This is a genomic window from Streptomyces hawaiiensis (assembly GCF_004803895.1).
GTDB lineage: Bacteria > Actinomycetota > Actinomycetes > Streptomycetales > Streptomycetaceae > Streptomyces > Streptomyces hawaiiensis.
Map to the genome: position 1 here is coordinate 859027 of NZ_CP021978.1, position 19424 is coordinate 878450.

Genomic DNA, 19424 nt, shown 5'->3' on the forward strand with positions numbered 1-19424 from the left:
GCCTTGGGTCAGGCTGTCGCGGGCTGGCCAGCGGTGCCGGTGATGTGGTCCCAGATGGCGAAGCAGACGGCCATCTCGGCTCGGTAGTCGTGTGCGGGCATCAGATGGCGGCGGGGTCGGAAGTGGGGTGAGATGCCGCTGAATGCGGACAGGAACCGCTGGGCTGCGCCGGTGTTGCGGAAGCTCTTCGTCGCCCGTTCGCGCTGCCTGGTGGGCTGGTGGCTGTTCTCCGCCCGGTTGTTCAGGCCCTTGTGGGAGCGGTGCTCGACGGAAGGCATGCCCTCGCGGTGAGCGGCGCCGTATGAGCGCAGCTTGTCCGTGACGATCACCCGGGGCACCACGCCTGCCGTCTTGAGGAGTCGGCGGAAGAATCGCTTCGCCGCGGTCCTGTCCCGCCGGTTCTGCACCAGGATGTCCAGCACCATGCCGTCCTGGTCGACAGCCCGCCAGAGGTACTTCTGCTCGCCGTTGATCTTGATGAAGACCTCGTCCAGGTGCCACTTGTCACCAGGCCGGGGCTGGCGGCGGCGCAGCGAATTGGCGTACCGGTGCCCGAACTTCATGCACCAGCGGCGGATGGTCTCGTAGGAGACGATCACGCCGCGCTCGAGCATCAGCTCCTCGACCTCACGGAAGCTGAGCGGGAACCGGAAGTACAGCCACACGCAGTGGGAGATCACCTCGACCGGGTACCGGTGACCCCTGTACGACGGCGACGCGCTCCCCACGGACGATCCCCCTCCACCATGATCAACCCGGAGATCATCCCACCCGCTCAGCCGACGTGACAGCACCCCTCGAAGACTTCCTGAAGGACAGCCACTCACTGGGAAACCTTCCGTCCTCGCCACATTCTCAGTCGCCGGACGAGTCCTTCCGCTGGAGGCTGTCTACGTAATCGATCCGCTTCCGGGTCTGTTCGGGCGTCTCCACTTGCCTTCTCTGCTCACGTTGACGCGCGGTGAGAGGAGGGCCTGCTGAGGATGTGTTCCCATCACGGTCTGTCACTGTAAACTGACCGCTACGCCCTTCGCCTTCGTTCACATCGTTCTGGGCAGTTAAGAGGGTGGAAGCGCACACAAGCCCAACCCCCGCGAACACGCCGATGAGCACAGTTTTTCGGTGCATGGCCACCTCAGTCCACCCGGCTACGTGTGAGCCAGAAGAGTACTTCCCTTCGAGAGCCTGGCGCCCGCAAAGAACAAGACCTTCAGGGACGCCTAGCAGCGCGCGAAACAGCACTTCAAGTTCCCCAAACACTCACTCAGCTTGTTCTTTAACCATTCAACCGTTGCAGGGCGATGAGTGTCTTCTCGCGGCGGACGGTTTTGCCCACGTCATAGCGGGGTGCCCGGTGTCTGTTCGGGGTGCCTGATGGTCGTCCAGGGCCGGGCCGGTGAGGTTTCGGTGCTTCGGCGGGGCAGAGCAAGTGGTGGCGGAGGTTCCGAAACGTCCGCCGGACCCGCGCGGGTGTGAGCCGGTGTGGTGCGGCCGGCTTCTCCCACGGGTGCCGCAAGTCGTGGGTGATCGGGCGGGCGAGCCGGAGCCGGGTGTAGGCGGCGATGATGAGCCACGTCCACCGGTCGGCCGCCTGCGGCTCCCGCAGCCGGGGCCGGGTCCAGCCCAGGGTCTGCTTGAACAGCCGGAACGTATGCTCCAGGTCGAAGCGCCGCAGGAACGCTTGCCAGGCCCGGTCGACGTCCGCGCCGTCGGCGCTGGTCTTCGAGGACCACAACCACACTGCCGGGGCCGCCCGGTCCTTCGACAGGTGCTCGACCTCCAGTCGGATCAACGTGCCCTCGATCAGCGGGAGTTCGCCCCCCGTGCTCCAGCCAGGCGGCCCGGTGAGTCAGCCGAAGACGGATCCGATCCCATGCCTGCGTGACGGCCTTGCCGTAGTTCACGGTGGCCGTGCGGGTGGTGACGGATGGCTCGGGCCAGGTCTCGGGCTTGGCGAAGCGGAACTCCGGCCCGTGCTTCGGCGGCCTGCCGCTCTTGAGGTCGTAGACCCGTGGTGGCTTCGGCAGCCGCATCACCCGGTCACTGCACGCGGCCGATCAGTTCGACCGGCAGGTCCCGCATCACCCAGGCCAGGCGGGTCACGTCGTAGCCGGCGTCGGTCACGATCACGATGTCCGGCTCGCCCGGCGCCCACTGGCCTGCTGCGATGAGCCGTTCGACAACGTCACGGAGCTGGGCGGCGGTGACCGCTGTGGCGTCGTCGGCCGGGCCGAGGCAGACCGCGTCCAGGATCTGCGTCCAGGACGTGGCGCCCATCTCCAGCACGGCGACGAACGAGTACGGCCAGCCAGGGATGAACTGCGAGGCCGTCTTCGCCCGCCCATAGACGTGGCAGAACAGCCCTTTCCGGCGAGCACGGCGCGTCCGACCGCAGCCACGGCGACACGTCGACGGCCAGGACCAGGCGCCCGTCCGGGAACCGGGGCAGCGGCAGGCCGGCCAGCAGCGACCGCAGCCGGTCGGTGTCGATCCGGCCCTGGTTGAGGCCGTCGTACATCGCTCCATGTCCGCGGCGGTGTTCGGGCAGCAGCGTCAGCTCGACCGCCGAGTGCACCGCACCCGGCGCACACAGCACCGCATCCGCCAGCTCGAACAGCTCATCGCCCCGGGCGGTCAGACACGCGTACAACTCGTCCCGGAAGCGTGACGCTTCCGCGAATGCTTCCCCTGGAACGGTTCCGGGCAGCAGACTCACGGCCTTCGTCTTGTTCAGTGCACCTTGGTCGGAGCACATGATCAGACGAGGGCCGCCTCAGCGTCCGGTGAATGCCCAGGTGGGCGACCCAGTTCGAGACCGCTTTCGAGAGGCAGGCAGGGTTCGAGGCAGGGTCGAAGGCCAGGGGCGGCAGGCTCCCGGAGAAATCAGGCGCCCCACCATTCGCCGGTGCCGCAGCCGACCTCGTAGTGCCACCATCCCTCCGTCTGCCCCTGTGCCAGGAGAGCCTTGATGCCGGCGAAGTCCGCGCCTGCTGGCACGGTGAAAGCCACCATGGGGAAGTCCTCACTGAAGACCTCACCTCCAAGCCCGAACGGCGAAAGTCGCTGATGGACCGCCTGTGGGCTGCTGCCCAGGGGACCAGTGGGTACGGGCACAACACGGATCGTGCAGTTACCGGAGGAGCTGACCTGTCCGACAGCCCAGTGGAGCCCGTCGGAGTCGGTCTGGTACTGCACCACGTCGCCCTCGGCCACCCCATTTTGAAGGAAAGGGGCATTCCCTACACGGGCTGTGTCGTCGCTCAACTTCGTCGCCCACAGACCCTCGGTGTCCTGCGAGAACCAGCCCTCGCGGGGGACGAACCGGAACCAGACCTTGATCTTCTCGACCACGCTCTCCATGACGGTCATCATGCGCTGAGTGCCAAGGACACCTCGCACCAGGTCTGAACTGGAGATCAACCTGCGCCGTCACGGGACAGCCGGGGGTTGAAGAACAAGCTCAGGCCGGCATCGCGATGTGGCGCGAAGGCGTGCTCGCACGCGTCGTCCCAGCCGTAGTCCGCCAGGGAGTACGGCTGAGCATGGTGGAAAGTAGATTGAGACAACGTAGAGCCCCTTGAACAAGGACCCCGTTGAGCGCGAAGCTCCGCCCCCTTGAGCCGTCGGGCTTGGGCGGGGGTGAACGTCAGGTCAGACCGGGGGCCCGGGACGTGAGGATGGTCCGGCGTGCGCTGCACACGGCAGCGGCCTTCACGGCAGACATCAACTCACCTCCCTGGTCTCGCAGTCGACCCGATTGTCCCTGGCGACCGCGTCGACGCCGGGGCGCGCGTAGCGCTCCAGGGAGCGGACGGAGGCGTGGCGGGAGCGGGCCAGAAGCATCGGGGTGGAGGTTCCGCCCTCGGCGTCGTGCGTCAGGGCGCTGTGACGTAGCCGGTGGAGCGTCCACCCGTCCAGGTCCTCAATGTCCTCGGGTGAGGCGAGGGGGTTGGCCAGCAGCCGGGTGTTCTCCTCGAAGATCTCCTCGGCCCGGCGGTAGGAGAGCCGGGCCCGGCCGGTCTCCTCGCACACGTCCAGCGTCGCCGTCCCGGCCGGCGCCCTGCGATCGGTGAGGAACAGCGGGCCGCGGGTACGGCGGGCGATCAGGCGGGGCAGCAGCTGGGCGGTGCCGGACTGCCAGTGGATCCACTCCGTCGCCCCGCCCTTGGCGGTGATCTTCCCGCGCTTGTCCTGCGGGTAGAGGTCTTCCACGTTCAGGCACAGCACCTCGTCGGCCCGCGCTGCCGACTCGTAGAGCATCTTCCAGAACGTCTTCTCCCGCAGGGCGACGTCCAGGCGCCACAGGGCGGTGATCTGGTTCTCAGCCAGGGCCTTGGTGCGGTCCGGGGGTGCCGGGCGCCGCTCGATGCCGATCGTGGGATCGCCTTCGATCCAGCCCTGGCGCTGCCACCAGCCGATCGCCTTGCGCGCGATGGACAGCTCCCGGTTGACGGCGTCGGCGTCCATCTCATCCGCCCGCGCCGCCGCCAGTTCGACCAGCACCTCGGGCAGCGCCGGGTCTTCCATCGCGGTGACGGGGAAGACGGGCGGCTTCGCGCCCCGGCGGGCGGGTCCGGTCGGCGCGGGTTCGCCGGCGAGCATCCACCCCCACGTCGTGAGCGAGATCCGGTAGATCCGCGCGGAGGACTTCGCGATGCCCGCGCCGGTGAGGTACCGCTCGACCGCCGTGGTGTACGACGCGGGCGGGGCGGACAGCGGCACGACCCGGGCGCGCAGCAACCGAACCGCGCCCCCGCTCCCGAGTTCGGTCACCGGTTCGATCGTCACGCTCGCCCTGCCCTTCCGGCACTGCCGCAGTAAATGCGTACACCTCGCATGCGGCGGCTGGAGCACCCACCACAGGTCGCAACGATCACGGCCAGGGCTCCGTCGCAGTAAATCCGGTATTTACTGCGGTAGTTGGGAATACGTCTCCGCGACCGCACAATGTCCGAATGCGGGTCTGCTGTGAGGGCTTGAGGGGAGGAGACTGTCAGTACGCGTCGCCGACCAGGCCTGGCACCAGCATGTTTGCCTGGGTCATGCCCCCAGGTTTGCCGTCACGGGCAGGCACTCGGCGAGCAGTTCGACGACGTCGCGCCAGGCTCGCTGCGCGTGCTGTGGGTGATAGCCGACGCCGGGGACCACGGGGTGGTCGACCGGCGGGTGGTGGAAGGCGTGCAAGGCGCCGCCGTAGATCGCGAGGCGCCAGTCAACGCCCGCGGCCTGCATCTCAGCGGTGAACGCGTCCCGTTGCGCGGGCGGCATGATCGGGTCTTCCGACCCGACCCCGGCCCACACCGGGCAGCGAATGCGCGCCGCCTCGCCCGGTCGGCCCGTGGTAGTTGCGTTGACTGTCCCGATCGCGCGCAGGTTGACGCCGTCGCGCCCGAGTTCCAGCCCGACGGCGCCCCCGGTGCCGTAGCCGACGGCGGCGATCCGGTCGGGGTCGGTCCGGGGCTCGGTGCGCAACACGTCGAGCGCTGCATGGCCGATGCCCCGCATCCGGTCGGGATCAGCGAGCAGTGGCATGCAACGGGCAAGCATCTCCTCGGGGTCGCTCAAATAGCGCCCGCCGTGGAGGTCGAAGGCCAGCGCTATGTATCCCAGCTCGGCGAGAGCATCGGCCCGGCGGCGCTCGACGTCACTGAGCCCCGTGCCCTCTGGTCCGAGCAGCACCGCGGGCCGGCGGTCGACACCGGCCGGGAGCGCGAGGTGCCCGATCATCGTCAAACCGTCCGCCGGGTACTCGACCGTACGCGTCGTAATCGCCGTCATGAGACTGGACTGTAGTGATCGTCGAGCCCGGCCCGGCCGGTGTTCTGCCGCTGGCAGAACAGCACGGGTGTCCCTCTGAAATACGGGACGGGCCCGGCGCTCAGGGCTTCGAGATCATCCCGTTGCCCCTTCTGGCGCGTATCGCGGTCACACCCCGAGTCCGGCCGGGCGGGTTGACCACGAACCCGCAGGCCCAACCGCCAGAATCAGGAGATCCACCCGTGAGTTCGCGGTGAACAACCTTCAGTTTCTCTGAACCCACGGACTCCACGGGTGTGAGTAGTTGCGGTACAGGAAACCCCGGTGAGAACGATCATGGTCATGAGCTGCTGAGCGCCGCGGCATCCGGGCGGGCACGGGGGACGTCTGGGTTGGAGAGGTCGGCGAAGTCGGCGTGCGCCTGCTCGACGGCTTCAGGGTACGCCTCGCGCTTGGCGTGTTCGGCGAGCGCCCGGTAGACGCTGGCGACGGAGGGGTTCTGTCCCTTGCGCTTGCCGGTGGGGATGATCAGGTCGGGCTGGATCTGCTCGACGGACTCGCCGCCCGCGCGGCGCCGCAGCACGGTGTGCAGCATGTCGTCGGTGATGACGGGCGGCCGGCCGCCGTGCTTGCCCTTGCGGGCCGCGGTGTCGAGCCCTTCGAGCGTGGACTCGCGGATGTTCTCGCGCTCGGTCTCCGCCATCGCGGCGAAGAACGCGAACAGCAGCTTGCCGGGGCCGGTGGGGTCGTAGATGCCGGGCAGGGGCCCGGCGAGCATCTCTAGGATGAGGCCGTGGGTGGTGAGGTGGTCGGCGAGCGCGGTGAGTTCGGCGGCGTCGCGGCCAAGGCGCTTCATCTCGTAGACGGTGAAGATGACCCGGCAGTGCGGAGCGTGCGCCTTGACCTCCCGCGCGGTCCGCAGCGCCTCCTCAAAACTTCGGGCGGACCCGCACCCGGGTGCTGATCTTCTCGCTGAAGATCTTGTCTCGGGGGATGCCGTGCTTGCTGAGCACGTCGAGCTGGGAGTCGAGTTCCTGCCCCAGCGTTGAGCAGCGGGCGTATCCGATGCGGATGTCCGCGCCCGGCAGGTCCGGGTCGATCGGTGCCGACGGCGGGGTGCCAGGCCGCCACGGCTGGCCCGGTCCGCGGTCGGCGGGGGTCGACACCCGCAGCGTCTTCTTCAGCCGGGGCACCAGGGTGAAGCGGCGGGTGTGGTAGGCGGAGGTGACCGCGCCGGAGCGCGAGCGGCACGGGGAGCCGGGCTGCACGTCACACTTCGGGCAGGCGTGCCGTTCGACGTCGTCGGCGTCCGAGTGGTCGGCCGGGGAGGGCTGCTGGGGGTCCGTCATGGGCCCGGATTTTCGCACCATGCAAGTCTCAGAAGGGGTCTGTCCCGCTTTCGAGTGCGAACGGGTTCTGCGAACCGATCAGGGTCTTGGCGGTCTCCGGGCGACCCTATTTGATCTTGCTCGGGCAAAGGATCGTTTGTGAGAACGGCAGTGCCGATCTGAGCCCTCAGCCCGAACCGGCGACCAGTGCTTCGCCGAGCGGGGTGCGCCGGTAGAGCACCGACCGTCCGGACCGGGCGCGGACGAGCAGCCCCGCGCCTCGCAGGATGGCGAGGTGGTCTCCCACCGCGCCGGGTGCCATGGCGAGGCTTCGGGCGAGGTGGCTGGTGCTGGCCGGGGCGTCCAGCGCCAACAGCAGCCGGGCTCGGGCCCGGCCGACCAGAGAGGTCAGTGCGTCCGGTTGAGGGACGGTCTCCTGTTCGCCCCACAGGGCGGCGGTGCCGCGGGCACGATAGATCAAGGTCCTGGGCCAGGGGTCTTCCAGGTGGGCGGCGATATTCGCGACGAAGACCGAAGGGATCAGCAGGAGCCCGTCGCCGGCGAGGCGGACTGGTCCGACTTGGGGAAAGTGGCCGATCTCGATACCGCCGGCTTGCCAGGCGATGCTCGGGTGCAGGCTCTCGATGGTCGTGACCCAGCCGTGTTCGCCGATCACCCCCACCCGGCGCACGACGTCGCGCTCACAGATCGCGCGCAGTTGCGGCCAGTCCTTGGCGAGCAGCTCGTGCCACGCCTGGTCCATCGCCTCGGCGATCCTGGGGACGGCGTCCGTCGAGTCCAGCACTGCGCGTACGCGGGGATCGCGGGCGGACGGGCCGGTCGCGTTGGTGGCGAATTCGTGGCGGGCCGCTTCCAGCGGTGTGGCCCGGATCATGGCCAGGTCGTCTGCCCAGGTCTGGTTGAGGCCGCGCGGGGGCGGAGCGACGAAGTTCGGTCCGCCTTGCGGGGTGTGCAGGGCGAGGGCGACGTTCAGTTCGGTCTCGCGGCGAAGCCGTTCGAAGGCCGGCAGGAGCCGGGTGGCCCAGGCTCGCGGCAGCGGTCTGTCTTGGCCGGCGAGCGAGCGCAGCAGGAAGCAGAGATCCATCGCGGGCGACAGCGCGAAGCGGCTGCGCAGCAGGGCCTCGATAGAGACTTCGAAGCGGAGCACCCTGCGACGTTACCGCAGGACGTCCGTTCCGATTCGTCGAGCGACGAATCATTGGTGAGTGGCGTGGGCGCACGACGAGGCTGCGCGTCATGACCCCTACCACCGAGCCCGCACGGGGCAACGATCGTGCCACCTACCGGGAGGTGCTGGCCGAGCCGCGATTCCGGCTGCTCTTCTCAACCCGCGCCGTCGCGATCACTGCGGATGCGCTGCGGATCACCACGTTCTCGGTTCTGGTCTTCTCGGCCACCGGCTCCACGCTGCTGAGCGCACTGGCCTTCGGCATCGGCTTCATCCCGCAGCTGTTCGGCTCGCTGCTGCTGGGCTCACTGGCCGACCGACTGCCGCCCCGCGCGCTCATCACCGGCGGCTACGCCTTGACGTGCGCCGCCGCCCTGCTGCTCGCCCTGGTGCGGATGCCGATCGCGGCAAGCCTCGGGGTCGTGGCGCTGGTCGCCCTCGCCACACCGGTGTTTCACGGCGCGTCGAGTCGGCTGGTCGCGCAGTCGCTAGAGGGCGACGCCTATGTACTGGGCCGTTCACTGAACAACATCGCTGGCGCTGGCGCGCAATTGTTCGGCCTGGCGCTGGGAGGTGCGGTCGTCGCGGCACTTGGCCCGCGCCGGGCGCTCGCGGTCAGCGCCGTCCTTTACCTCGGCTGCGCGCTTGCTATCCGCATCCGGCTACCCCAGCTGCAGCCGGGGGATTTCGGCGGCGTACCCGGCAGCGCTGGGGGCGATAGCGGGGCCGTCCGTGCAAGCCTGCAGGGTGCAGGCCTGCTGCTGCGCGGACGCACGGTACGACGACTGATGCTGGCCCAGTGGCTACCCGTCGCGTTCGTAGCGGGCGCGGAAGGTCTCATCGTCGCCTACGCGGGAGAACGCCACTTCGCGCCCGGCTGGTACGCGGTGCTGATGGGCTGTCTGCCGGTCGGCATGCTTGTCGGTGACCTTCTGGTGGGTCGACTGCTACGGCCACGCGCCCGGGAGCGACTGGTAGTCCCGTTGGTTGCGCTGGCGGGGTTGCCGCTGATCGGCTTTGCTGCCGAGCCCGGAGTGGGCGTCTCGTCCTGTCTGCTGCTGCTCAGCGGCCTCGGATACGCCTACGGTCTCGGCCTGCAACGGCCGTTCCTGGACGCCCTGCCGCCAGATGGCCAAGGCCAGGCCTTCGGCTTGCTCGGCTCCGGCAGCATGACGCTACAGGGCGTCGGGCCGGTTTGCTTGGGCTCGGTGGCCGCAGGCATGGGAACAGGCGGCGCAATCGCCCTGGCAGGCGGCGCGGTGGCGCTTACCGCCGGCTGGATTCTCACCTGGCACCTGCCCACCTCCCCGGTCCCCGTCCGGTCCCGTCCTGTACGCCGCCTCCAGCACCTGAAATCGAACAGCGATGGTTCGGGGCGCTGTCGGGAGTGGTGAACAACTGCTGCTCAATCTCGGGCTCTGGCTCAAGTTCCGTGACCTGCGCACGCTGAGTCACGGTTCGTGGTCGTGTTGGGCTCCTGAAAGTCGCCCGAAAATGATCAGTGGTGACCTCGGATACCTAACAGTCGGGACCGTGGAAGAAGTGGTCCTCCGGCTCGAGGAGTTGCTGTTCCCATCGATCGCCGGCCGGCCGTTTGCCCGGCCGGGTCAGTCCCCGCCGTCTGCGCACCTTCCGCGCGACCAGGCCCAGCCCGGCCATGATCTTCGCGATGGTGTTCACCGAGACCCGCCAGCCCTGCCTCACCAGCCCGATCCAGATCTTCGGCGAGCCGTAGGTGCCGCCGGAGTCGTCGAACTCTGCCTTCATCGCTTCGATCAGGTGCTGTCTGCGCAGCTCACGTCGGGTGGGCTGACGGGTGCGATGTTTGTAGAACCACGACTCACTGAGCCTTTTCAGCGTTGCTGCTCCAGGGTGAGGACGGCTTTGGCGATTGACGACATTCGATTCGGGCTGCACCGGGACCTGCGGAAGATGCGCCAGGACTTGAGCCGTGCGACGCCGCGCTCGACCGGTGCCCGGGCTGCGGACAGCGCCCGGTTGACGGTTTGCTGTGTTGGCGTGAGCTCGCGGCCCGGCGGGCGTCTGAAGGGCGTCGTCACCCACGGGCCGGCTCCCATGTAGGCGCGGTCGGCGAGGACGGGGACGCCTTGCCGTTCGCAGATCCGGATGATCCTGTGGGTGCGGGCCGCGGTCAGGTCGTGGGCACGGCCGGGCAGGGCGGGCGAGAGCCACAGCAGCCGCCCGCCTGGGTCGGTCACCACCTGCACGTTCACGCCGTGCCGGCGGTGCTTGTGCGAGTAGTCGGCCCGGCTGTCGCCGACCCGGTCGCATTCCGCCAGGGTGCCGGCGAGCAGGACGTAGTCCGGGTCGGCTTCGCGCAGAGCACGCAGCAGGCCGGGCCCTCGGTCGGCGAGCAGGTCAACGACGGCTGCCGCGTATGCGTGGGCGGTGCCCACCGAGATACCGAAGCCGACGGCGATCTGCGCGAGGGTGTCGTGTCTGCGCAGGTACACCAGGCCGACGAGCGCATGTTGGTGCGGCGGGAGTTTGCAGCGGCGGTCACCCTCGCGGGTGACGATGAGCATGGTGACCCACTCGACCAGGGCGTGAGGCAGGTCGAGTGCGGCAGGATGGGGAACCAACGCGGCTCCTGTGCCTGAGGGTTGAGACTTCGAACACCTCCCCCAACGGCACGGGAGCCTCGTGCGTTGCGCACACCATCGGCGTCACCCGATCAGTGGCCGCACTGAAAAGGCTCAGTCACCGATCCGAGAGGGGCTTGCGGAGTGCGTTACCGGCTCTCCTCGCTGCTGGCCCTGATGGTCTGCGCGATGACCCCGTCCGGCCACGACTCGATCACCGCGGCGGCGGAGTGGTGCCGACGTGCGACGCCGGAGCAACTGGCCGCCTTCGGCCTGCCCTACCACCCACTCCTTGGCCGCTACCGGGTGCCGAGCGAGAAGACCCTGCGCAGCGTCCTGGGGCGGCTCGATCCCGGTGAGATCGGCGCGGCCGGTTACGACTACCTTCGGCCCTTGCTGTCCGCACAGCCCCGCCGGCCGGAGCCGGTGATGCCCGGCGGCGGCCCCGAGCGTGAACAGCGCCGGGCCCATCGGGCGGCCGCCCGCGCCGAGCCGGTACAACTCCGGCGGCGGGCGCTCGCGGTGGACGGCAAGTGTCTGCGTGGCGCGAGGCGCCCGGACGGCAGCCGCGTCTTGTCCTGTCCGCCGTCCGTCACGGCGACGGTGTCACTCTCGCCTCCCGCGAGATCGGCGCGAAGACCAACGAAATGCCCGAGTTCGCACCTCTCCTCGACCAGATCGACGACGCGGATCTCGCGGGGGTGGTCGTTACCGCCGATGCCCTGCACGCCCAACGCGACCACGCCACCTACCTCCGAACGCGGCGCTCACCACCTGCTGACCATCAAGAACAACCAGCGCGGCCAGGCCCGTCAACTCCACGCCCTGCCCTGGAAGGAGATCCCCGTGATCCACCGCGACGACGCCCGGGGCCACGGCCGTCACGAGCAGCGGCTCGTGCAGGTCGTCACTGTCGAGGGCCTGCTCTTCCCGCACACGGCCCAAATCCTGCGGATCCAGCGCCGTCGCCGTCTCTACGGGGCGAAAAAAATGGTCCAGCGAGACCGTCTACGCCATCACCGACCTGCCCGCCGAGGAAGCGAACGCAGCCGAGATCGCGTCCTGGGCTCGCGGGCACTGGACCGTGGAAAATACCGTCCACTGGTGTCGAGATGTCACCTTCAACGAGGACAAGTCCCAGGTCAGGACCCACAACGCGCCCGCCGTACTCGCTACCCTCCGCGACCTGATCCGCAGCGCGCTCGGCTCGCCGGCTACGTCAATACCGCCGCCGGACGACGAGCCCACGCCGAACGCCCCCGCGTCCTCACCCTCTACGGCATCACCTGATCAAACCGGACGACCCGGGCAAACGACAGGACTCTGTCCCAATTCCGGAGCCGACACCACCAGTATTCACCGGCTGGATTCTTGTATACAGGAAATCGATTTCCCTGCTTGCGATCTACGGGCCAGATTAGTGGGACCACAATCGGGAGGACGTCTCCGTGACATCTGCAGCCGCGTCTGCACCCTTCATCCCCTTCTCCGGACCGTTCGCCGTCGGCACCCTTTCGGCAGCGGGCGAGACCAGGTTCCGGGGCCTCGTGGCCCCGGACGGCCGAGCGCTCGACCTGCGTACGGCACTGGACGAACCTGCGTTGACCACGCTCGCGCTCCTGGAGCGCTGGGACGAGGAGCGGAGTACACCACCGAGCTCGAAAAGCTGGACGAGGACACCTGGCACCCGCACATCTACGACCTGACGAAGCCCGAGAACCCCGACCAGTGGGGCACGTCCAACCCGATGAACGAGATGGTCGCCAAGGAAATGCTCAACGACGTCGACCGCGGCGTCTTCGTCGCTCCGCCGGTCTGATCCCATGACACCGGGGGCCCGGCGCACTCCCCCGCCTGCCATGGCGCCGAGCCCCCGGCCTGCGTCAACCCACCCAGCTCCCAAGGACTGCCATGCGCTTCCCCACGTACGAACAGCACGGCCGCAGCCGCGTCGCCACCGTGAAGGACGACGGACAGCCCGGGGCATGACCGACACCCCGGACACGAACTCCGCTCCTCCTCCCACAGCGGACGCGGACGCGGCGGAACTCCAGGAGTTGCTTCCCGGGATCCACGCCTGGGTGCAGCCGGACGGGACCTGGTGGGTCAACAACGCCGGCGCGGTGGCCGGCGACGACGGGGTCCTGGTGATCGACACCTGTGCCACCGCGGCTCGCACCCGCCGGTTTCTCGACGCCGTGGACACGGCCACCGGCGGGGCGCCCGTCCGGCTGGCGGTGAACACCCATCAGCACGGTGACCACACCTACGGCAACAGCCTCCTCCCCTCCACGACAGTGATCGTCGGGCACAGCCGGATGCGGGAAGGGCTTCAGGCCGACCCGGTCATCGACGGCTGCCCACCGCTGTGGAACCCGGTCCCGGACTGGGGGCCGGTGACCCGCAGGCTTCCCGACATCTCGGCCGGCTCCGCACTCACCCTGCACGTCGCAGGTCGGCGGATCGAGCTGCTGCACCCCGGCCGCCCGGCGCACACCACCGGAGATCTGATCGCCTGGCTGCCCGAAGAACGCGTGCTGTTCTCCGGCGATCTGGTGTTCGCCGGACTCACCCCGCTGGTCTTCATGGGCTCGGTGGACGGGGCCCTCGCCGCGGTCGACTGGCTGGAGTCCCTGCAACCCGACGTCGTCGTCCCCGGCCACGGCCCGGTCCTCACCGGCACCGGTATCACCCGGGTCCTGGACGAGCACCGCCGCTATTACCGGCTCATCCTCGACACCGCCCAGGACGGGCTCTCCCGGGGCCTGACGCCCCTGCAGGCCGCCCGCCAGGTCGACCTGGGCGAGTTCACGGGCTGGGCCGACGCCGAACGGATCGTGCTCAACGTGCACCGCGTCTACGCCGACCACGCCGGCCGGGACCTCGACGTGATCGCCGCCTTCGGGAACGCGATCGCCTGGCTCGGCCGCCCCATGCACACCTCCGTCTGAAGGGAAGCGCGACTGTGCGGTTCGTGACCTACGCCGACGACGACGGTGATCGGGTCGGCGTCCTCCACCACGACCAGGTCCATCCCCTGGGTCGCGGCGTCACGATGCTCGGCCTCCTGCGCGACGGCACCCTGCGGGCGGCCGGGGAGCAGGCCCTGGCCGCGCCTGCCGCGACCCGGGCGGTCGGCGACCTTCGGCTGCGCGCGCCGATCCCCGATCCTCCCGCTGTGCGAGACTTCATGACCTTCGAACGGCACGTCGAAGGTGTCTCCAGACTCGGCGGAACCGACGCGACCGTCCCGAACGCTGGTACCAGGCACCCGCGTTCCACTTCACCAACCCCTACGCGATCCTCGGCCCCGCCGACGACATCCCCGTACCGCCCGGCAGCCGGATGTTCGACCTGGAGCTGGAGGTCGCCGCCGTCATCGGCCGCACCGGCCGCGACATCCACCCCGACGACGCCGACGCCTACACCATCCTCGTCGACTGGTCGGCCCGCGACGTCCAGTTCGCCGAGATGCAGGTCCGGCTCGGCCCCACCAAGGGCAAGGACACCGCCACCACCCTCGGACCGGTCCTGGTCACCCCCGACGAGCTGCAACCCTGGCGCACCGACACCTCGTTCGACCTGACGATGACCGTCGACATCAACGGCGAACGGCTGGGGCAGGACCGCTGGTCGTCCATGGCGTTCTCCTACGCCGACATGATCGCCTACGCCTCCCGTGGCACCGAGATCCGCCCCGGCGACGTCCTCGGCTCCGGCACCTGCGGCGGCGGCTGCCTCGCCGAACTGTGGGGTCGCGAAGGCCTGAACGCCCACCGCCCCCTGCAACCCAGCGACGTCGTCCGTCACCGTCGAACAACTCGGCACCCTGACCACCCGCGTCGTGCCAGGAGTCGAGCCGATTCCCATCCCACCCGCACGACGGGGCCGGTAGGCCCAGTCTGTCCGGAACGGCGACCCCCGTGGGGTCGCCGTCGCCCGCCTAGCCGAACAGACGGTCACCACGCCCCCGAACACCCTTCGGCGGTCATCCTGCCGGTCCGGCAGACGTCGTAGCCGTGAAACCCGAACCAGTACACGTCCAGCATTGCGAGGAGAGTCCGATGAACGAGTTCGTCATCGTCGGTGCGAAGGTGTTCGACGGCGAGAAGAACCTGGGCCAGGTCGACGTGCACGTCGCCGACGGCGTCATCGTCTCGGTGGGCGGGCCGCGTGTCACCGGGGTGGAAGTCGTCGACGCCACCGGCGCAACCCTGCTGCCGGGCCTGATCGACGCACACACCCACACAGACGCCGCGATGCTGCGCCAGGCGCTGACCTTCGGCGTCACCACCGAACTCGACATGGGCTCGGTCCCCGCCACCATGATTCCGCTGCGCGCCGAGGTCGAGGCCGACCGGACTTTCGCGGACGTGCGGAGCGCCTCTTTTTCGCTCACCCACCTCGACGGCCACCCTCATCAGTTCCGGAAGGGCCTCAACGATCCGGTCTGGCCGACCGCAACCACCGTGGCGGAGGCGGCCGGGTTCGTCGACGATCGGATCAGCGAGGGCGCCGACTACATCAAGCTGATAGCCGAGAGTGGCGGGGCGTTCGGCTTCCAGTTGCCGCACGTACCACTGGAGATTCACGCCGCCGTGATCGCCGAGGCGCACGCTCGCGGGAAGATGGTGATGGCCCACGCCATGACGCTGCACGAGACGGAACAGATGGTCGACGCCGGCGCCGACGGCCTCGCCCATCTGTTCGCCGACACGGCCCACACCCCGGAGATCGTCGACCGCATCGCAAGCGCGAACGTGTTCGTGGTGCCGACACTGACTCCCCTTGCCTCCATCGTCGGGTTGTCGCACAGCACGGACCTGGCGCAAGATCCCCGCGTTGCGGGAAAGCTTGCGCCGGAATTGCGGGCGCACCTCTCCGACACGTTCGGCGGCTTGCCCGCCTCGCACTTCGACATGGCACTGGCCACGATCGCAGCCCTGCGCCAGGCTGGGGTCGACGTGATCGCAGGCACCGACGCCGCGGCTCTGGCCGTGCGCGGCGTGACCCACGGAGCAAGTCTGCACGGCGAGCTGCAACTGTTCGTACAGGCCGGTTTCAGCCCCACCGAAGCCCTGCGCTCGGCGACTTCACTCACAGCACGACGGTTCGGCCTCCACGATCGGGGCCGCGTCGAGCAAGGCCTGCGGGCAGATCTCGTCCTGGTCGACGGTGATCCCACCACGACCATCAACGACAGCCTGTCGATTCGCGCGGTCTGGCGACAGGGCACCCGCCTCGCGGCCGCATCCACGCTCGGCTCCCGGTGAACCCGCCAGGAGCGACGAGGGCTCAGGGTCCTGTCGTTTGCCCGGGTCGTCCGGTTTGATCAGGTGATGCCGTAGACGGTGAGGACGCGTGGGCGTTCGGTGTGGGCTCGGCGTCCGGCGGCGGTGTTGACGTATCCGGCGAGCTTGAGCGCGCTGCGGATCAAGTCACGGACGGCGGCGAGCACGGCAGCGTGCTACGGGTCCTGACCTTGGTTTTGTCTTCTCCGAAGACGACAGGCGGACGGCGGACAGCACGAAGACCCGGCTGCCGTCCGGTCGGCGTGCGCCGCGCAGGCACTTGCCGTCCACCGCGATCGCCCGGCGCCGGGGACGCACCGGTTCGGCTCGGGTGGCGGCCCGGTGACCCCGGCGCTGCTCGCGCTCGGTTCCGCCGTCGGGCATGAGCGGCTCCGGCAGGCGGGAAGGCGCGGACAGCAGAGGCCGCAGGTGGTCGTAGCCGACCGTGCGGACTTCGCCGGGATCCAGACGCCCCAGGATGCAACGCAGGGTCTCGCCCGGAACTCGGCAGCGGCCCAGCAGCGGGTGGTAGGGCAGGCCGAAGGCGGCCAGTTCCTCGGGGGTGGCACGCCGGCGCCACTCCGCCGCCGCGGTGATGGAGTCGTGGCCCGCTGGCGTCATCGCGCAGACCACCAGGGCCAACAGTGAGGAGCGCCGGTAGCGCACCCCACTCACCTCACGCGGATCGGTGACCGACTCGAACTGGGCGACCAGAGACCGGACTTGATCTCGTGCAGCGTGCGAGCCGAGAGCTTCCAGGCGGGGCGCCGGAGATGCCGGAGTGGCGGCAGGGGATGATGGGGGAACGGACACGGCACTTTCGTGGATCTTGAAGCGTAGAGAACTCCATGATCCACAGGTGCCGTGTTCACCTGCTTCCGGGCCTCATCCTCAAGGCCAACCGCCCCAAGTCGGGCCGAGCCGGGCACTCGCCGGGGCCCTGACCATCGCCCAGGGGCTACGCCGCTGCGGCCTGCGCAGAAGCCGCTACATCGGCCTGAAGAGACCCGCCTTCAACACGTCCTCACCGCCGCCGCTCTCAACCTCATCCGAACCGACGCCTGGCTGAGGGAGACGCCACTCGCCAGCATCGCACCTCCCGCTTCAATCGCCTGCGCCCCACATAGTCACCCCCGAATTCGCCAACGGTCTCCGACAGGGGACGCGATCATCGCGGCACGCCCCGCGGGTTGCTCAGGAAGGAATCCCTGCCTCCCGGAACAAATCCCGCCCGACGGAATTGCTCAGGTGACCGTGACCTTGATCGTGTGCCAGCCGGTCGCCCCGTCGGGAAGCGGCTTGCGCGCCTGTCCTGGCTGCACCTGGCCGGTGTTGTCGGTGGCGCGTACCTGCAGCCGGTGCTGGCCGGACGTCGCCTGCCACGGCCAGCTCCACTGCCGCCAAGTGTCCACCGACGGCACTGTCGCGAGGGTCGCCTGCTGCCACGGTCCGTCGTCCACGCGGACTTCCACCGCGGACACACCACGATGCTGCGCCCATGCCACCCCGGCCACCATCACCGGCCCCGGCGCCAGCCGCTTGCCCGCGGCCGGTGTGTCGATCCGCGACTGTGTCTTCACCGGAGCCTGCGCCGCGTAACCCCGCCGTACCCAGTAGGCGCTGAAGTCCGAGAAACGACTCAGCTCCAGCTCCGTCAGCCACTTCGTCGCCGATACGTACCCGTACAGCCCGGGCACCACCATCCGGACCGGGAACCCGTGCTCGACCGGCAGCGGCTCCCCGTTCATCCCGACCGCCAGCAACGCGTCCCGCCCGTCACGCAAGGCTGCCGTCGGCGTACCGGCCGTGTAGCCGTCCACGGAACGGCTCACCACCTGATCCGCCCCGCCGTCCGGCTGGACCTCGTCCAGCAGGTCCTTGATCGGTACCCCCAACCACCGGGCGTTACCGACCAATTCGCCGCCGACCTCATTGGACACACACGCCAGTGTGATGTAGCGCTCCACCATCGGCCGTGCCAGCAATTGCTCGTACGTCAAAGTCAGTGGCCGTTTTACCCGACCGTGGATCCTCAGCCGCCAGTCCTTCGGTTCCATCTGTGGCACCGTCAAAGCGGTGTCGATCCGGTAGAAGTCCGCGGTACTGGTCACGAACGGCTTCACTCCGGGCACGCCGGCAGAGGCCTCGGCGGGCAAGGGCGGTGCCGGACTTGACGGGGACGGAAGAACCACCGCGGCCCGGGCCGCGGCCACCCGCTGTGCCCAGAGCCTGCGACCTCCCGGTACGGCCACCGCGGCCGCACCGATCGCCCCGACCGCAAGCACGAGAAACCGTCGCCGGCCTGGTGGCTGTCCCGCGCCGTCCACCACCGAGACGTCGGCGTCGACATCCGACGACGGCGAACGGGCGCCCTGCACGGGGGTGCGTTCTCCCTGCGCCGCCACGTCCGTGTCGCCCGGGCTGGTGTCGTCCCCCAGATCCTGCGCCGCTACCGCCGCACGGCGCGGCAGGGTGCGCCGCAGCAGCACCAGTAGGCCGGCAGCGGCCAGTGCACCGACCACCGACGGCAGCGGGTAGGCCCACGTGGCACTGGCACGGGTGGCTGATGCGAGTACGCCGATCGCCCCGAACACAGCGACGCCGGCCAGCCCGTACCGGAGCCGACGGATGGCCAGTAGACCGATGAACGCGGCGAAGGCCGCCAACACCAGCACGATTCCGGCCTGCAGTGCCAGCTTGTCGTACGTGTAGAACACCGCGACCGCGAACTCCTTGACCGGAGTCGGCGCCGCGTCCACGGCGACGCCACCCACTGCCACGAGGGGCGCCGAGGGTCCGCCCGTCGCGGCTGCCACCAGTTCACCGACGCCCAGGGCTAGCGCGGTGGCCGCGACGCCGGCGAGCTCGCCGTACCACTCCTTGGGCGGCCGTTCCGGTGCCGGCCGACCTGTCCCCTGAGTCTCCATGTCGATGCCGGGCATCTGGTCGGCGCTTATCGGCTGACCCGGCGTCGCCGGGAGAAGCCGACACCCAGCAGGGCCACACCGGCGATCGCCACGATCGGCCCGACGACCGCCCACAACGTCACACCGCTCATCGCCGAGCCCTTCATGACGTCGATTCCCTGCAAGGTCCAGCCCACGCCGATGAAGACCAGCAGTACGCCGAGGCCGAGGATGATCCAGTTCTTCTTCACGGGGGTATCTCCAGTAGCGAGCCGAAGTTCTCGACAACGAGCGTGCCGGTTCCGTGGCCGCGGTCGCGACAACGCCTGGGTGGACTCCCTTGTCAACCG

The 19424-nt window shown here is 69.1% G+C and carries 15 protein-coding genes and 5 pseudogenes; 6 read left to right on the top strand and 14 right to left on the bottom strand.

The window, feature by feature from the left end; genetic code table 11:
• Positions 1-8 precede the first annotated feature (8 nt).
• From CEB94_RS04040 to CEB94_RS04070, 8 genes and pseudogenes are all read right to left on the bottom strand, one after another.
• A complete protein-coding gene (locus CEB94_RS04040; protein ID WP_175430852.1) occupies positions 9-728 on the bottom strand; it encodes an IS6 family transposase in 720 nt (239 codons plus the stop codon).
• A gap of 548 nt (positions 729-1276) precedes the next feature.
• Positions 1277-2755: pseudogene (locus CEB94_RS04045) on the bottom strand (NF041680 family putative transposase).
• Positions 2756-2883: 128 nt separating this feature from the next.
• Entirely contained in the window at positions 2884-3372 is a 489-nt protein-coding gene (locus CEB94_RS04050) for a DUF4265 domain-containing protein (protein ID WP_175430853.1), read from the bottom strand.
• Between the two features lie 351 nt (positions 3373-3723).
• A complete protein-coding gene (locus CEB94_RS40640; protein WP_246111705.1) occupies positions 3724-4773 on the bottom strand; it encodes a tyrosine-type recombinase/integrase in 1050 nt (349 codons plus the stop codon).
• A 267-nt stretch (positions 4774-5040) separates the two neighbouring features.
• On the bottom strand, positions 5041-5778 hold the full coding sequence (locus CEB94_RS04060; protein WP_175430854.1) for a dienelactone hydrolase family protein: 738 nt from the start codon (positions 5776-5778) through the stop codon (positions 5041-5043).
• A gap of 319 nt (positions 5779-6097) precedes the next feature.
• Positions 6098-6613, bottom strand: a complete 516-nt coding sequence (locus CEB94_RS40645) for a recombinase family protein (protein WP_342789582.1) — start codon at positions 6611-6613, stop codon at positions 6098-6100.
• Positions 6614-6686: 73 nt separating this feature from the next.
• A complete protein-coding gene (locus tag CEB94_RS40650) occupies positions 6687-7106 on the bottom strand; it encodes a zinc finger domain-containing protein (protein ID WP_246111706.1) in 420 nt (139 codons plus the stop codon).
• 166 nt (positions 7107-7272) lie between these two features.
• Positions 7273-8253: a winged helix-turn-helix domain-containing protein gene (locus tag CEB94_RS04070; protein WP_175430855.1), complete on the bottom strand. Its 981-nt coding sequence runs from the start codon at positions 8251-8253 to the stop codon at positions 7273-7275.
• A gap of 89 nt (positions 8254-8342) precedes the next feature.
• Between CEB94_RS04070 and CEB94_RS04075 the strand changes: the two genes are divergently transcribed.
• Positions 8343-9668, top strand: coding sequence for an MFS transporter (locus CEB94_RS04075; RefSeq protein WP_246111707.1), 1326 nt, complete (start codon positions 8343-8345; stop codon positions 9666-9668).
• A 124-nt stretch (positions 9669-9792) separates the two neighbouring features.
• On the opposite strand, the gene CEB94_RS41635 is transcribed toward CEB94_RS04075, so the two are convergent.
• A complete protein-coding gene (locus tag CEB94_RS41635) occupies positions 9793-10191 on the bottom strand; it encodes an IS3 family transposase (RefSeq protein WP_281292494.1) in 399 nt (132 codons plus the stop codon).
• Complete coding sequence (locus tag CEB94_RS04085; RefSeq protein WP_175430857.1) at positions 10128-10877, bottom strand: transposase family protein; 750 nt, start codon at positions 10875-10877, stop codon at positions 10128-10130. The genes CEB94_RS41635 and CEB94_RS04085 overlap by 64 nt, the downstream gene beginning before the upstream one ends.
• Positions 10878-10991: 114 nt before the next feature.
• Here CEB94_RS04085 and CEB94_RS04090 point away from each other — a divergent pair.
• The 5 genes and pseudogenes from CEB94_RS04090 to CEB94_RS04105 all read left to right on the top strand — a co-directional run.
• Positions 10992-12167: pseudogene (locus CEB94_RS04090) on the top strand (ISAs1 family transposase); the annotation flags it as partial.
• 226 nt (positions 12168-12393) lie between these two features.
• Positions 12394-12696: pseudogene (locus tag CEB94_RS42150) on the top strand (VOC family protein); the annotation flags it as partial.
• Positions 12697-12862: 166 nt separating this feature from the next.
• On the top strand, positions 12863-13828 hold the full coding sequence (locus tag CEB94_RS04095; RefSeq protein ID WP_175430858.1) for an MBL fold metallo-hydrolase: 966 nt from the start codon (positions 12863-12865) through the stop codon (positions 13826-13828).
• A 14-nt stretch (positions 13829-13842) separates the two neighbouring features.
• Positions 13843-14772, top strand: a pseudogene (locus CEB94_RS04100) (fumarylacetoacetate hydrolase family protein).
• 169 nt (positions 14773-14941) lie between these two features.
• A complete protein-coding gene (locus CEB94_RS04105; protein WP_175430859.1) occupies positions 14942-16150 on the top strand; it encodes an amidohydrolase family protein in 1209 nt (402 codons plus the stop codon).
• A gap of 59 nt (positions 16151-16209) precedes the next feature.
• Here CEB94_RS04105 and CEB94_RS42155 read toward each other — a convergent pair whose 3' ends face one another.
• From CEB94_RS42155 to CEB94_RS04120, 4 genes and pseudogenes are all read right to left on the bottom strand, one after another.
• Positions 16210-16335 carry a hypothetical protein gene (locus CEB94_RS42155; protein WP_381106397.1) on the bottom strand — a complete coding sequence of 42 codons (126 nt, stop codon included), beginning with the start codon at positions 16333-16335 and terminating at the stop codon, positions 16210-16212.
• A gap of 52 nt (positions 16336-16387) precedes the next feature.
• Positions 16388-16981 (bottom strand): annotated as a pseudogene (locus CEB94_RS04110) (transposase family protein); the annotation flags it as partial.
• Between the two features lie 431 nt (positions 16982-17412).
• Positions 17413-19110: a molybdopterin-dependent oxidoreductase gene (locus tag CEB94_RS04115; protein ID WP_246111708.1), complete on the bottom strand. Its 1698-nt coding sequence runs from the start codon at positions 19108-19110 to the stop codon at positions 17413-17415.
• 11 nt (positions 19111-19121) lie between these two features.
• The gene (locus tag CEB94_RS04120; RefSeq protein ID WP_175430860.1) at positions 19122-19325 is read right to left on the bottom strand and encodes a hypothetical protein; all 204 of its coding nucleotides are present in this window, start codon (positions 19323-19325) and stop codon (positions 19122-19124) included.
• Positions 19326-19424: the final 99 nt, after the last annotated feature.

Coding starts and splice junctions, on each gene's coding strand:
- CEB94_RS04050 (WP_175430853.1), bottom strand. CDS start 3,372: ATGATGACCGTCATGGAGAGCGTGGTCGAGAAGATCAAGGTCTGGTTC.
- CEB94_RS04060 (WP_175430854.1), bottom strand. CDS start 5,778: ATGACGGCGATTACGACGCGTACGGTCGAGTACCCGGCGGACGGTTTG.
- CEB94_RS40645 (WP_342789582.1), bottom strand. CDS start 6,613: ATGAAGCGCCTTGGCCGCGACGCCGCCGAACTCACCGCGCTCGCCGAC.
- CEB94_RS40650 (WP_246111706.1), bottom strand. CDS start 7,106: ATGACGGACCCCCAGCAGCCCTCCCCGGCCGACCACTCGGACGCCGAC.
- CEB94_RS04075 (WP_246111707.1), top strand. CDS start 8,343: ATGACCCCTACCACCGAGCCCGCACGGGGCAACGATCGTGCCACCTAC.
- CEB94_RS04095 (WP_175430858.1), top strand. CDS start 12,863: ATGACCGACACCCCGGACACGAACTCCGCTCCTCCTCCCACAGCGGAC.
- CEB94_RS04105 (WP_175430859.1), top strand. CDS start 14,942: ATGAACGAGTTCGTCATCGTCGGTGCGAAGGTGTTCGACGGCGAGAAG.
- CEB94_RS04115 (WP_246111708.1), bottom strand. CDS start 19,110: ATGCCCGGCATCGACATGGAGACTCAGGGGACAGGTCGGCCGGCACCG.